Origin of the sequence: Rheinheimera fenheensis (assembly GCF_039871805.1) — a bacterium.
Classification (GTDB): domain Bacteria; phylum Pseudomonadota; class Gammaproteobacteria; order Enterobacterales; family Alteromonadaceae; genus Alishewanella; species Alishewanella fenheensis.
Window position 1 is genome coordinate 400715 of the sequence record NZ_JBDPJM010000002.1, and the last position, 14133, is coordinate 414847.

The window sequence follows — 14133 nt, forward strand, 5'->3', positions numbered from 1 at the left end:
CTGGCTTAGGCGCGCCTATTAAACACCTGCCAGTCAGCGTTAAGCTGATTAGAGAGTTGCGTTAGCTGCTCACTAGCACCGGTAGCAATGCCTGCGCTATAGCTTAACTGACTAATATTGTCGTTTAAGCGGTGAATATTATCGGCAATATCATCAGTAACCGCTTGTTGCTGCAGCGTAGCACTACAAATACTCTGATTAGCACTGTGAATGCCCTCAACCGCAGAGGCCAGCTGTGCAAAACGCTGGCCGGTCTCCTGTGCCAGCTGCACGCTATGATCGGCTTGTTGGTGTGCTTGCTGTATCACTTGTACCGCACTGGCAGCCTGCTGTTGCAGTAAGGTCACCATAGTATTAATTGACTCTGTCGCCTGCTGGGTATTGGCGGATAAGGTGCGCACCTCGTCTGCGACAACTGAAAAACCGCGCCCCGCTTCGCCGGCCCTTGCTGCCTCAATCGCTGCATTAAGCGCCAGCAAGTTAGTTTGTTCAGAAATTTTACGGATCACATCGACCACTGCAGAGATTTGGCCAGACTCCTGCTGCAGTTTTTGCACCACAACGGCACTTTGTGTCAGCTGCTGTGCTAAAGCTGTAATGCCGCCGGCACTGTCTGCTGCAACCCCTCGACCGGATGAGCATAGCAGCTCAGCTTGCTGTGCCGCCTGCGCCGCAGCACGGGCATTATCGGTAACATCCCGCACGCTGGCACTCATTTGCTCTACTGCTGTGGCCAACTGCGCCGCCTGCCCGGCCTGATCCGCCGCACTGTGGCTTACGGTGTCACTGCTTTGAAACACTGTGCCAGCCTGCTCACTTAACGCGATAGCACTGGCGCCCAACTTAGCTACCAGCTGTTCAAAATGACTGATCATCTGGTTTAGCGCCTGCGCCGCTTGTGCAATTTCATCGCTACCCTGCGCATTGGCGCGCAGGCTTAAATCTGAATTCTGTTGCACTGCCTGTAGCAGGTCACGCAGCGCCCAAAGCGGCCGGCAAACAGAACGCTGTACCCGCCAGATCAGCAAACTTATTAGCAGAAATAACCCCAGTACCGACACCACAAAACCCCGCACCAGCATTGAGGTAAAGTGCTGAGCTTCATCACGCACAGTGGCCCCAGCGGCAAGTTGCTGCTGAATAAAAGCCTCAGCTAACTTGGTAAAACCGGTAATACGCAGCTCAATTTCGTTATTGACCGTAGACTCATTCAAGATGCGTACCAGTAGTGCGTCACTGCCGGCATAACTTATCCACTCTTCATAGTGCTTAAGCGCCTTGCTAAAAGCGCTATCCAGCTCTGTGTAATAAGCCTCGTCAGCGTGAGAGGGGCGTGCTGCGATAAAAGCCTGCCAATGCTGCTGTGCGGTAGCCAGCTGCTGTTTAATTGCCTGCTCGGTCGCCTCAGCTGACGCCCAGCCAGTGCGGTATTTGCGGATATCCTGCAGCGCACTTTGCTGCAGAATTTGCTGCACCGCCATAACATCCGACAGTATGGCCAGATGATCGTCATACAGCTTATTAAACAATTTGTCTTTTTGCTGAATGCTGAAAAATGCGGCCCCCAGCACCAGCACTAACAGCAGCAGCGGAATAATACCCAGCAATAACACCCGTGAAGAGATAGATAACCTGGACAACATAACAGGCCCGATTCGAAAGAAGTGATGCAAAGTAGTCTAGTCAGACCAGATGACAGTTATATGACAACGCGCTTGACTGTCATCAAAGCGTCATATTAACTCGGCATCATTACATATGAAAAAACAGATATAGCAGTCTCGTTATGGACCCGATCGTCTTTTACAAAGCCATTGCCGACAGTACGCGTCTTAAAGCCCTGTTGCTGCTGTGGCATAAGCAAGAGCTTTGCGTGTGTGACTTGATGCAAGCACTGGACGAAAGCCAGCCCAAAGTCTCGCGCCATCTGGCGATACTCAAACAAGTGGGTCTGGTACAACATCGCAAACAGGGGCTGTGGGTATACTATTCTCTGTCAGCAGCGCTGCCAGGCTGGACACAACAGGTGCTACGGCACACAACCGAGCAAAATACTGACTTTCTTCAACTTAATCTGGCCCGGCTTGCACAGCAGCCGGCCAATAGCTGCTGCTAAGGAGCGCCCGGATGACAATTAAAATAGGTATTAATGGTTTTGGCCGCATTGGCCGGTTGGCGCTGCGCGCCGCCTTTGACTGGCCCGAGTTCGACTTTGTTAAGATTAACGACCCGGCAGCGGATGCCGCCACCTTTGCCCATCTACTGAACTTCGACTCGGTACACGGCATCTGGCGCCACAACGCCAGCAGTGATGGCGACAGCATACTGATTAACGGCAAACGTATTAGCGTTTGCCAAAACAAGACCATTGCTGATACGGACTGGTCTGGCTGTGATGTGGTGATTGAAGCCTCCGGCAAGATGAAAAGCCAGGCCGTGCTGCAGGCCTATTTGGCCCAAGGCGTAAAACGCGTGGTGGTAACCGCACCAGTAAAGGAGCCTGGCGTATTAAATGTGGTAATGGGCGTTAACCACCAGCTGTATAACAAAGAAGTCCACAAAATTGTTACCGCCGCCAGCTGCACCACAAACTGTTTAGCGCCGGTGGTAAAAGTTATCCACGAAACACTGGGCATTAAGCATGGCAGTATTACCACGATTCACGATTTAACCAACACCCAAAGCATTCTGGATACGCCGCATAAAGATTTGCGCCGCGCCCGTGCCTGTGGCAGCAGCCTGATCCCGACTACCACAGGTTCGGCAACTGCTATTACCGAGATTTTCCCTGAGTTAAAAGGCCGCTTAAATGGCCATGCCGTGCGGGTACCGCTGGCCAATGCCTCGCTGACCGACTGTGTATTTGAAGTAGCGCGTGCTACCAGCGCGGAAGAAGTCAACGCCCTGCTGCAAGCTGCCGCAGAGGGCGAACTACAAGGTATCTTAGGTTTTGAAACCCGCCCATTGGTGTCGGTGGATTATAAAACTGACCCGCGCTCCAGCATTATAGATGCGCTTTCAACCATGGTCGTGAACGGCACTCAGGTAAAAATTTATGCCTGGTACGATAACGAGTGGGGTTATGCCAACCGCACGGTAGAGCTGACCAAACTGGTTGGTTTGCAGGATAAAGCAGAATAATGTTCGCTCAGCTAAGCGCACCCGTGCGGCAGTATTTACTGGTTACCGGTAACTACTGGGCCTTTACCCTGACCGACGGTGCGCTGCGCATGCTGGTGGTGCTGCACTTTTACAGCCTGGGTTACAGCGGCCTGGCTATTGCCATGCTATTTTTGTTTTATGAAATCTTTGGTGTGGTCACCAATTTAGTCGGCGGCTGGTTAGGCGCCCGTATTGGCCTGAATAACACCATGAATATTGGCTTATTGCTGCAGATCCTGGCGCTGGCTATGTTGCTGCTACCGCCAGAGTACTTAATGGTACCCTGGGTAATGGCGGCCCAGGCACTATCGGGTATTGCCAAAGACTTAAACAAAATGAGTGCCAAAAGCAGTATTAAGCTGTTGGTGGCGGACAGCGCCCAAAGCACCTTGTTTAAATGGGTGGCGATGCTTACCGGCTCAAAAAACGCACTAAAGGGCATTGGCTTTTTTGTTGGCGGTTTACTGCTCAGTGTGTATGGTTTTCAGCTGGCCATTTTACTGATGCTGCTAATGCTGTTAGCCGTCTGGCTTATCAGCCTGTGGCGCTTAAAAGCAGATTTAGGCAAAGCCAAGTACAAAGCCAAATTCAAAGATTTATTGTCAAAAAGCCGCACCATTAATGTGCTCTCTGGCGCCCGCCTGCTGCTATTTGCCGCCCGCGATGTCTGGTTTGTTATCGCGCTGCCGCTCACACTGGCCAGCCAGTTTGGCTGGAGCCACTGGGCAGTGGGCAGCTTTCTCGCACTTTGGGTTATCGGCTATGGCGCGGTACAAAGTATCGCGCCGGCACTTAGCAGCAAAAGCCGCCTGCCCGATGGCCGGACGCTAACCCTATGGGCACTGCTGCTGTGCGCCATACCTGCCGCTATTGCCATAGCCCTGCAACAAAACTGGCATAGCGAAACAGCGCTGCTTGCCGGCTTATTGCTATTTGGCGCGGTGTTTGCGGTTAACTCGTCTTTGCACAGCTATATGATAGTGCGCTTTGCCAATAGCGACGGCGTATCGCTGGATGTTGGCTTTTACTATATGGCTAATGCGATGGGCCGGCTACTTGGCACTGTGTTGTCGGGCTGGGTATATCAGCAAGCCGGTTTAGCCGCCTGTTTATGGATCGCCAGCGCCCTGCTAGTCGCCACTGTGCTGGTCTCGGCTTTATTGCCAAAACAGCACGTATGACAAGCAGTTAAGCTTACTCTACACTGCAGTGGTTGAAAGGCGTTTAACCGAAGAACATGCTTAGCCTACACCCACCTCAGCACAACAGGCGAGATATCGTCATATGAAAAGTGATGACAAAAACAACCTCATAGATGAACACCGTCCAGCAGTAATACAGCAAAGGTTAAATGGCCCTGTAAAGGAAAACCTTATTTCCGACGCTGTCCTCGGTGGTATTGACGGATGCGTAACAACCTTTGCTGTCGTGTCAGGTGTGGTTGGCGCCGGGCTCCCTCCAGCCGTAGCTTTGGTGTTGGGCTTTGCTAATCTGATTGCGGACGGTTTTAGCATGGCTGTAAGCAACTATGAATCGATAAAAACAGACCGCGAGTTCATTCAAAAAATTCGCAACACAGAAATTGAACACATCGATCAAATACCGTCAGGTGAACGGGAAGAGCTTCGTCAAATATTCAATAATAAAGGGTTTTCCGGAGCAGTACTGGAAGAAATAGTGGACACCATAAGTGCGGATAAACACTTATGGGTAGAAACCATGTTGACAGAAGAGTACGGCGTGCAAAAAAACAGTAGAAGTCCGGTCAAGGCAGCAAGTACAACTTTTGCCTCATTCGTTGCCGTTGGCGCTATGCCTTTAGCACCTTTTATGGTGTCGGGGTTAGAAACGAACACCCAGTTTCTGATAAGTGCATTGCTCGCGGCTGTGATGTTTTTTTCTATCGGCGCAATGAAAAGTTGGATGCTGTCTAAATCAGCTATCCGCTCTGGGTTGGCCACCCTGTTAACCGGCAGCACCGCAGCAGCACTGGCATTTTTTGTCGGCTACGCCCTAAGAGAAATATTTGGTATCGCAGCACTGTAAAAATAGTACCTAACAAAGTAATTTCACTCATTTCTCACGCCAATGCTCGCTGCGCTTTGCAGGACCTACCATTAATCTTCACTCTACAGTAAAATAATAACTTAAAAAACCAGCAAACTGTCGCTATAATGCGCAGCACATATACAAAAAGATAAATAAGGCTTCAATAATTAAATATAATTTAATTGTGTTATTAAATTATATTTACTGGCTTTATTTATTTACATTTATATATCAAGGCACGCAGTGACGCCGCCCGGTTAATCACAATGGACGTAACCCCCTCACCCGTTGTTGATCAGGTTGTAGCATGTCTGAAGTGTCATCACGTTCCCACACTGTTAGTTTACCCCACCCTTATTATTTGTGGATTGGTCAGCGCGAGCCTTTACCCTGGCATCCGTGGTTTGACAGTGTTAACTGCGCCGAAGATATTGCTGCAGCGGGTAAAACACCTGAACTGATTGTGCTGGCGGTGCAGTCTGAAGAGCAGGATACGCTGCTGCAAAACTTACGCCGCTGCGCACTTACCTCACATTGCCTGATCCTGGTGCTGCATGAAAGCGCGCTGTCACCCTATTTAGCCAACGGTGTCTGGAGCAGTAACTACAAAGAAAAAGTGCAGTTTTATCAGGCACGTAAACAACAACTGAAGCTGGATTGCCAGGATGATGTCAGCCATAAACTGCTGGCCTATTTATGGCTGCACGATGAAATACTGCTGCCGCATGCACTGCCGGCCAAAGCCTTTTTATATCAATACCCATTGTTAAAAGTATGGGGGTTAAGCGCTGAAGACAGTTTTAGCTGGTTAACCGGCTTAAAACAGCAGGGCTATCTGGATGAGAACAAACTGCATAACCGCGTCAGATTTTGCCCGTCCTGCCGCTCTGGCCATCTGAACTATATTGATGTCTGCCCCAGTTGCCACAGTATCGACACTAAGCCACAAAGCAGCCTGCATTGTTTTAGCTGTGGCCATGTAGGCGAGCAGAGCAGCTTTCGTAAGCTATCAACCCTAAGCTGCCCGAACTGCCTGCAGCAGCTACGCCATATCGGTGTCGACTATGACAGACCGATAGAAAACCAGCACTGCAACAGCTGTGATACGCTGTTTACCGATGCACTAGTGCAGGCCGAGTGCCTGCACTGCCACAGCCACACAGCGGTGTCTGACTTGCAGGTGCGCAATGTTTACAGCTACAAACTGGCCACCGCTGGCCGTACTCTACTGCGTCAGGGCCGGCTGCACTCGTTATTTAGCCTGACACCGGGCGAGCAAATGCCGGTGGCGCAATTTTACTGGCTGATCGACTGGCAAAATAAGCTGGCGAAGCGACACAAACAAACCCACAGCATTTTGTCGGTGCAAATTTTAAACCTAAACTCGTTTTTAGCCAGTGTCGGCGAAAGCAAAGGGCTGGCGCAGCTGGATGCACTGCAAGAGCGGTTGCGTAACGTGATCCGGGTTACCGATGCCTGCAGCAACTATAGCCGCGACGGCTTACTGATGCTGTTGCCAATGACTGACATTAAGCAAATTAAGCCGGTGCACGCCAAACTGTTAGAGCTGCAACAGAAGCAAGCCGGCACCGCACTAGAACTCTGCATTAAAGTGGTAAGCTTACCGGCAAACATTGGTGACAATGTGGCCGACTGGCTAACCGACGAGCTGGTAAAGGCTACGCCGCTGACATGAGCCAGTTCAATACCCTAAGCTATATCCTGCTGGATATGTGGCATGCCATCAGCACGCATTTGCCTTTACTGGTGTGGCTGCTGCCACTGGTACTGCTGTACGAGCTGCCATTGATGCTGCTGGTGGTCAGCGGCATAGTGCGGTTTTACCATCAGCGCTATATGACCATACCGCGCCAGTCGCTGTACCAGCCCGATGTCAGTTGCATTATTACCTGCTACGGTGAAGGCGACGCGGTAACAGCCACTATCAGCTCATTAGCCGAGCAAACCTATAGTGGCAAGCTGGAAATTATTGCTGTGGTCGATGGCGCCGTGCAAAACAGCCATACCTATCAGGCGGCGAAAGCCGCAGCAGCCGCCTGCAACTTACCCAACCGGCGCATCATTGTGTTACCCAAGTGGCAGCGCGGCGGCCGGGTGTCAACGCTGAATGCCGGTTTAAGCGTAGCCAGCGGCGAGATAGTGATGAACGCCGATGCCGACACCTCCTTTGATAACAACATGATAAGCGAAGTGGTGCCCTACTTTGCCGACCCTAACGTACCGGCGCTGGGCGGTGCCTTACGGGTGCGTAATGTTGGCGACAGCCTGCTCACCCGGATGCAGGCGATAGAATATCTGATCTCAATGCAGGGCGGCAAAACCGGTCTGGCGCAGTGGAATTTGCTCAACAACATCAGCGGCGCCTTTGGTGCCTTTCGCCGCAGCTTTTTGCAACAAATTGGCGGCTGGGATACCCACACCGCCGAAGACTTAGATTTAACGGTACGCATTAAGCAATACTTTGGCCGGCATCCTAATTTGCGTATTCCCTTTGCCACCCTGGCCATTGGCCATACCGATGCGCCGGCCGATTTAAAAACCCTGGTACTGCAGCGGCTGCGCTGGGATGGCGACCTGCTATTTTTATATTTTCGTAAGCACTGGCCGGCATTTAGTCCACGCCTGCTTGGCATGGGTACTTTTATCTTTACCCTGCTGTATGGTTTTATGCAAAACGTGTTAATGCCCTTTGTTATTGTTGGCTACAGCGTGGGCCTGGTGCTTAGCTTTCCGTGGCAGTTTTTAGTCTCTATCAGCCTGACCATTTATTTGCTGTATCTGACCGCCTTAAGCTTTTTTTATCTGCTGGTGCTTATCTCCATTTCTGAGCGCGTCAGGCAGGACATTCGCTTACTGCCCTTTTTACCGCTGTACCCGTTCTATGCCTTTTTTATGCGTCTGGTCTGTATGTTTGCCTTGTTAAATGAAGTGGTGCGCCGCTCGCACGAAGAAAGTTCTATGGCACCCTGGTGGGTGTTGAAACGGGGAAGAAAGTTTTAATGAAAATTAATTATCAGCCAAGCAGCAAAGCCAGCCAGCCCATCGTGGAGCAGGGGCTGAAAGTCGACTACGCAGCGGCCAAACGCGGTGCCTATAAAGCGCGTTGGTATATGCTGCTGGCGTTAGTGCTGTTGCCGGTACTACTGGTACTGTGGGTGCTGCTTAGGCCACAACTGCTGATCCTGGCCCCCGGCCTTATCAGTACCGAGCCACTCGAGCTGCGCTCACCGGCCAATGCCCGTTTAGTCAGTATTGCGGTTACCAAAGGCCAACGCATAAACAGCGGCAGCCTGCTACTGCAGCTGCAAGACCCGCAGTTAGGTGCGCAAATAACGGAGCTGCAACAGCAACTGGCACAACTGGCGCAACCGGTTGCTGTGTCTGATCAGGCAGTATTACAGCAGCGGCAGGCCAGCATTAGCATTGCCGAGCAAGCCGTTACCCAGCAAAGCGAGTACCTGAGCAGCTACCAGAACTTTAAGCGCTCGGGCTTAGTGCTAACCCATGAAATGGCCGCCGTGCAGCAAACACTGACCAACGCCAAACTGGCGTTAGAGCAGGCCAAAACCGATACCTTGCAGCTAAGCCAGCAGCAACAAATTCAGCAACTGGCCGGTAGCGTGGCCCAGGCCCGCCGCCAGCTGCAACAGGCTCTGGCCCAGCTGCAAGCACAGCAACAGCAGCTGGCGATTACCGCTTTATCGGCCGGCCGGGTTATTGATATTCAGGTAAAAGCCGGCGAATTTGTCCAGCAAAACCAGCCGCTTTTGCTGTTATCCAACCGGCCCGCGCCGGTGATCTTCGGCTATCTGGAGCCAAAGTACCTCGATTATGCCAAGGTAGGCGGCAGCGCAACGGTACGGCTGCCCAACGGTGATAAGGTGCGCGCTACCATTACCGAGCCCGCCCAGCTGCTGGAGCGCCTGCCGGCGAAATTAGCCGGCCCGTTTGATGGCGAACAGGCGGTACTTAAACTCACCTTAACGCCCGAGCAGCCAATTACCGACATTGAAGGGGTGCCGGTTGAAATCAGTTTTGATTGGTTGTGGTAAACACTAAAGACAAAAAAGGCCTGAATTATCAGGCCTTAATACTTTTTAACCCACACCTCTGATAGTGTGATTAGAAGCGGTAAGTCGCAGTGATAAAGTTCGTGTCGTCTACGTTTAAGTAAGACAGTGACACCTTGTTAAAATCAATACCTACACCAAAACCCACTTCTGTGCTCGAGTCAGACTCACTCATGCCAAAGCCGCTGGCTTTAACACGACCGTTGAATACGCCTAAACGGGCATGTAATTCAACAGAGTCATTCAGTTTCAGCGTTGGGCGGTAAGCAGCACCGATCAGAGACTGCAACTTAACATCAACACCGTACACTTTGTCAGAATTTAAGCCAATAACGGCTAACGCTTCTACTTTGTGGGCGAACTTTTCTGTTGTTTTTAAAGTAGTTCCCACCACGCCAGTTGCACCGAAATGACTGACGCTTTCGCTTTCAATATCGGCAGAAATTTGTGTCGCACCCAGCTCATAATACACCTCTGCCTGGGCAGCACCTGCCACCGCAACAGTTGATAACATTGAAGCCAGTATTGTTGTTTTTAATATATTGCGCATATAACCTCCTTTAAATGCACGGCGAGTTTACCTGCGGCAAAAATTTTGGCAACAATGATTTGTAAGCAGCCATTAACCGCTTACTTTTACAGCTAAATTTTCATGGGTTTTTACAGCCCCAAATACCAGGTGGCGATAGAAAAATACAGCACCACGCCGGCGACGTCGGCGATAGAGGTAATCAGCGGGCCGCTGGCGGTGGCGGGGTCGAGCTTAAAGCGGCTGAGTAAAAAGGGTAGCGACAGGCCAATTAAACTGCCGGCCAGTACTACCAGCATCATGGTAAGGGCAACAACAACTGCAATATCATAACCGCCGCGCCACCAGCCTAAGCCTACTACCGCCGCGGCCATGGTCAGGCCTAAAAGGCCAGCGACCAGGCACTCTTTACCCAGTAAATACCCCCAGTCGCGCAGTTTAATTTCGCCGGTGGCCAGGGCGCGCACCATCAGGGTGCCGGATTGCGCACCGGCATTGCCGCTACTGCCGATTAACAGCGGTAAAAAGAACAGCAGCGCCACATGGGCGGCAATAGTGCCTTCGAAGTAGGCAATACCAGCACCAGAGAAAATATTGCCAAACACCAGGATCACCAGCCACAGCACACGTTTACGGTACAGCAAGCCTATGCCGGCTTCTTTAACGCTGGTTTCCAGTTTGCCGATGGTGGCAGTTTTGTGAAAGTCTTCGGTGGCTTCTTCGGCGGCAACGTCCATCGCATCGTCATAGGTAACAATACCCACCATCTGATGCTGGCTGTTAACAATAGGCAGTGCCATTAAGTCGTATTTGGCTACCAGTGCCGCCACTTCTTCCTGTGGCATCTCAACACCGGCATAAATAGGGTCATGGTTTACCAGCTCGTCAATCGGCATCGTCACCGGCGCCAGAATAAGATCGCGCAGGGTCACCACGCCTATTAACTTACGGGCATCGTCTACTACATAGGCGGAATAGATGGTTTCTTTATCCGGTGCTTCGCGGCGTAATGACTCCAACGCCTGTGCCACATTAAGGTGCTGCGCCAAAATGGCGTAGTCAGATGTCATAATGGCACCGGCGGTGCCTTCTTCGTGCGAACTTAAGCGCAGTAAGTCTTCACGCTCGGCCTGAGCCAGTGCGGGTAGCAGTGTTTCGCGTTGCTCGTCACTTAAGCGGTTAAATAAGTCGGCACGCTCGTCAGCTGACATCTGGCGGATTATAGGCGCCAGCTTGCGCCGGCTGATGCGAATAGACAGCCTAACCTGCTGCTCTGGCGGCAAATAGCCAAACACTTCGGCCTGCTCGGCGCGCGGCAGCACTGTCAGCAGCGTCCATAAGTCTTGCGGCGCAAATTCTACTAAGGCGGTGGCCAAATCGGCCGGGTGTACATCCTCTACCTGCTCACGCAGCAGGTGCACGGTATCAGATTCAAGCGCAGTACGCAGTGTGCTGATAAGCGCCGGCAATTCCATAGCAACCTCTTACTAAACTGGCTTAGCAAGGGCTGTTGGGCGCCCGGCTAAGCGAACATGGCGTAACGAATGATCATTGGCAGGCTACACCTGCTACTGGGCACGTCCATAGGGTTCCTCATTTGCGGTTAACGGGATTAACCTATTGCACAATAAGCAAAAGATGGCGTTATTTTATAAAGCATAGCGGTGAATTTCCACTGAATATGGTAAAAACGCTAAAAGACCTTAATTTGACTACAACTAAATAATTGTATTACCAATTTTATTGGCGCCTTGGCACAGGTTAAGGTAGTTTTAAGGTTGCTGCACTACAATTACAGCATACTGCCAAGGGAGCCGGTTATGAGAGCAAGCGTAAACCTAAGCCTGTTGTTGCTGTGTTGTGGCCAGGTTTATGCTGACTGCCAGCCGGTCGCTGAAAACCAGTTTTTAACCAGTGACGCCGGCATCACTATCCGCAGCATCAGCTTTACGGCAAATAATATCTTTGATCTGGATGATCCCGCCTCTTTCTGGCTGCACGAATTTGCCAACTATACCCATACAGTCACCAAAACCTCAGTGCTGGCAGAAGACTTACTGTTTGCTGAGGGCGATGCCCTGCATTTAGAGGAGCTTAAAGAAACCGAGCGGTTGCTGCGTAGCCGCCGTTACCTGCGCGAGGCTGAAGTACGCATTACTCATTTTTGTGCCAGCGATAACAGTGTAATTGTTAATGTCAGCACTTGGGACAACTGGTCACTGCTACCCACGCTGGATTTTTCCAGTGAGGGTGGCCGCAGTAAAAGCGCCATAGGTTTTGAAGAGGACAACCTGTTAGGCAGTGGCAACCGGCTAAACCTGCTGTACAAACGCGACAGTGAGCGCAGTGGCGTCGGCTTTACGCTGTTTTCACCCAACCTGTTTGGTGAGTTCTGGAACGGTACTCTGGCCTACAGCAACAACAGCGACGGCGATAATTATCTGCTAAGTGTTAACCGGCCTTTTTACCGGCTGTCCTCCCCATGGGCGCTGGGGTTTGAAGTCGAGAGCACCACCGAAGACGTGTTTGAATATGACGCCGGCGAAGAGTACAACAGCTTTAACCGTCAACGCGACCATGCCAAAGCCGAGTTTGGCTACCGGCTTTACCCCGACAGCCACAATATTCACCGGCTGCGCTTCGCGCTGGATCTTGAAGACGTGCAGTTTAGCGCCAATGACAACACCCTGTTTGGCCTGCCAGAGGAGCGTAATCTATCGGCACTTTGGCTGGAATATGAGCTGGTAAGGGCTGACTATAAAAAACTGTTTAATATTAACTCGTTTAACCGCACTGAGGATTTTAACTTTGGCTGGCAGTTTAATGCCCGTCTTGGTCAATACAGCAAGCAGCTTGGTGCTGACAATAACGCCCTTTTCTGGCAGCTTAGCGCAGCGAAAAACTGGCAGCTGGCAGCCGATCTGTATTTACTGGCCGATGCCCGCTACCTGGAGCGTCAGTTTGCGCAGCCGCAATACCTGCTTAGTAGCCACTGGCAACTGGTTAAGCAGCTAGATGAGTACCACAGTTTGGTGGGTAAATTACATCTGGATAAAGGGAAAAATTTATTCCGTGATGAGCCACTGTATATTGGCGGTGATGACCAGCTACGTGCTTACCCCAGCTATTTCAGAAGTGGTGAAGCCAGGGCGTTGTTAACAGCGGAATATCGCCGCTATACCGATTGGTCGTTATGGCAACTACTGGACGTGGCCTTTGCTACTTATATCGACGCCGGCAAAATCTGGCAAACCGCCGAGCAGGACGCCAATACCTCAGCCGGCGGCACGCTGGTTGGTGTGGGCGCCGGCATTCGTTTGCTGTCAAATCATTCCAGCCGCGGCACCTTAATTCATATCGACCTGACCCGGGCGATGACTGACAACGACAATTTAAATGGTATTGAGCTGCGCGTTACCGCCACCAGGGGCTTTTAGCTTAACGCTGGCACTGGGGGCAAAACACGGTGCTGCGCTGGCCCAACCGAATTTCATTCAGTGTTGTACTACAGGTTATACAGGGCTGGCCACCCCGGCCATACACCAGTAACTGCTGGGCAAAATAACCCGGTTTACCATCGGCCTGGCTAAAGTCTTTTAACGTGGTGCCACCTTGCTTAATCGCAGCAGCAAGGGTGTCTTTGATCACCGGCAACAGTGTCTTCAGTTGCTCTGCAGTAACCGCTTTGGCCGGTTTAGACGGCAAAATTCCGGCTTTAAACAGCGCCTCGTTGGCATAGATATTCCCCACGCCTACCACCACATGGTTATCCATCAGTACCAGTTTGGCGGCACTGCCACGCTTGGCAAACGCCGCCGTTAAGTGTGCCAGATTAAAGTTATCGCTCAGTGGCTCCGGCCCTAAGCTGGCCAGCAACGGGTGTACTTCCCCCTTCTGCTGCCACAACACCGCACCAAAGCGACGGGTATCGTTTAATCTAAGCGCCATACCACTGGCTAACACTAAATCAATATGATCATGTTTAGTGGCTGGCGTATCGACCGGGATAACCTTTAAATGGCCGGACATACCCAAATGTAGAATAATATCGCCGGCAGGTAGCTGGATAAGCAAATATTTGGCGCGCCGGGTAACCGATAAAATCGGCTGGTTAGTTTGTGCCAATACCTCGTCCGGTACCCACCAGCGCAACTGGCGTTGGCGGGCAACCACGTTAACCAGCTGCTGGTTTTGCAAATACGGGCTAATGCCCTGGCGCGACACTTCAACCTCTGGTAACTCTGGCACGATACACTCCTGCAAAAAAATGGACAGTTGGCATTTTACGTTGCGATCACTATG

General features: G+C 51.4%; 12 protein-coding genes. 8 read left to right on the top strand and 4 right to left on the bottom strand.

The features are described from left to right. Nucleotides 1-5: 5 nt before the first annotated feature. Nucleotides 6-1643: a methyl-accepting chemotaxis protein gene (locus ABGI61_RS04795; protein ID WP_347597683.1), complete on the bottom strand. Its 1638-nt coding sequence runs from the start codon at nucleotides 1641-1643 to the stop codon at nucleotides 6-8. A 143-nt stretch (nucleotides 1644-1786) separates the two neighbouring features. Here ABGI61_RS04795 and ABGI61_RS04800 point away from each other — a divergent pair, with 143 nt between their 5' ends. The 7 genes from ABGI61_RS04800 to ABGI61_RS04830 all read left to right on the top strand — a co-directional run bounded on the left by ABGI61_RS04800 (nucleotide 1787) and on the right by ABGI61_RS04830 (nucleotide 9284). After that, nucleotides 1787-2116, top strand: a complete 330-nt coding sequence (locus ABGI61_RS04800) for a metalloregulator ArsR/SmtB family transcription factor (RefSeq protein ID WP_347597686.1) — start codon at nucleotides 1787-1789, stop codon at nucleotides 2114-2116. An 11-nt stretch (nucleotides 2117-2127) separates the two neighbouring features. After that, nucleotides 2128-3141: an ArsJ-associated glyceraldehyde-3-phosphate dehydrogenase gene (locus ABGI61_RS04805; protein ID WP_347597689.1), complete on the top strand. Its 1014-nt coding sequence runs from the start codon at nucleotides 2128-2130 to the stop codon at nucleotides 3139-3141. After that, the gene (gene arsJ, locus ABGI61_RS04810) at nucleotides 3141-4343 is read left to right on the top strand and encodes an organoarsenical effux MFS transporter ArsJ (protein ID WP_347597692.1); all 1203 of its coding nucleotides are present in this window, start codon (nucleotides 3141-3143) and stop codon (nucleotides 4341-4343) included. The genes ABGI61_RS04805 and arsJ overlap by 1 nt, the downstream gene beginning before the upstream one ends. 103 nt (nucleotides 4344-4446) lie before the next feature. Then, on the top strand, nucleotides 4447-5208 hold the full coding sequence (locus ABGI61_RS04815) for a VIT1/CCC1 transporter family protein (protein WP_347597695.1): 762 nt from the start codon (nucleotides 4447-4449) through the stop codon (nucleotides 5206-5208). A 310-nt stretch (nucleotides 5209-5518) separates the two neighbouring features. Beyond that, nucleotides 5519-6907, top strand: coding sequence for a TackOD1 domain-containing metal-binding protein (locus ABGI61_RS04820; protein ID WP_347597698.1), 1389 nt, complete (start codon nucleotides 5519-5521; stop codon nucleotides 6905-6907). After that, complete coding sequence (locus ABGI61_RS04825) at nucleotides 6904-8232, top strand: glycosyltransferase family 2 protein (RefSeq protein WP_347597701.1); 1329 nt, start codon at nucleotides 6904-6906, stop codon at nucleotides 8230-8232. Before ABGI61_RS04820 ends, ABGI61_RS04825 begins: the two co-directional genes overlap by 4 nt. Beyond that, entirely contained in the window at nucleotides 8232-9284 is a 1053-nt protein-coding gene (locus tag ABGI61_RS04830) for an HlyD family secretion protein (RefSeq protein ID WP_347597704.1), read from the top strand. The genes ABGI61_RS04825 and ABGI61_RS04830 overlap by 1 nt, the downstream gene beginning before the upstream one ends. 70 nt (nucleotides 9285-9354) lie before the next feature. Here the strand turns inward: ABGI61_RS04830 and ABGI61_RS04835 are convergent, their stop codons facing one another. Both ABGI61_RS04835 and mgtE read right to left on the bottom strand, forming a co-directional pair. Beyond that, nucleotides 9355-9852: an outer membrane beta-barrel protein gene (locus ABGI61_RS04835; RefSeq protein WP_347597707.1), complete on the bottom strand. Its 498-nt coding sequence runs from the start codon at nucleotides 9850-9852 to the stop codon at nucleotides 9355-9357. A 110-nt stretch (nucleotides 9853-9962) separates the two neighbouring features. Then, nucleotides 9963-11306, bottom strand: coding sequence for a magnesium transporter (mgtE, locus tag ABGI61_RS04840; protein ID WP_347597710.1), 1344 nt, complete (start codon nucleotides 11304-11306; stop codon nucleotides 9963-9965). Between the two features lie 345 nt (nucleotides 11307-11651). Here mgtE and ABGI61_RS04845 point away from each other — a divergent pair, with 345 nt between their 5' ends. Next, a complete protein-coding gene (locus ABGI61_RS04845) occupies nucleotides 11652-13268 on the top strand; it encodes a BamA/TamA family outer membrane protein (protein ID WP_347597713.1) in 1617 nt (538 codons plus the stop codon). A gap of 1 nt (nucleotide 13269) precedes the next feature. Here ABGI61_RS04845 and mutM read toward each other — a convergent pair whose 3' ends face one another. Next, the gene (mutM, locus tag ABGI61_RS04850) at nucleotides 13270-14079 is read right to left on the bottom strand and encodes a bifunctional DNA-formamidopyrimidine glycosylase/DNA-(apurinic or apyrimidinic site) lyase (RefSeq protein WP_347597716.1); all 810 of its coding nucleotides are present in this window, start codon (nucleotides 14077-14079) and stop codon (nucleotides 13270-13272) included. Nucleotides 14080-14133: the final 54 nt, after the last annotated feature.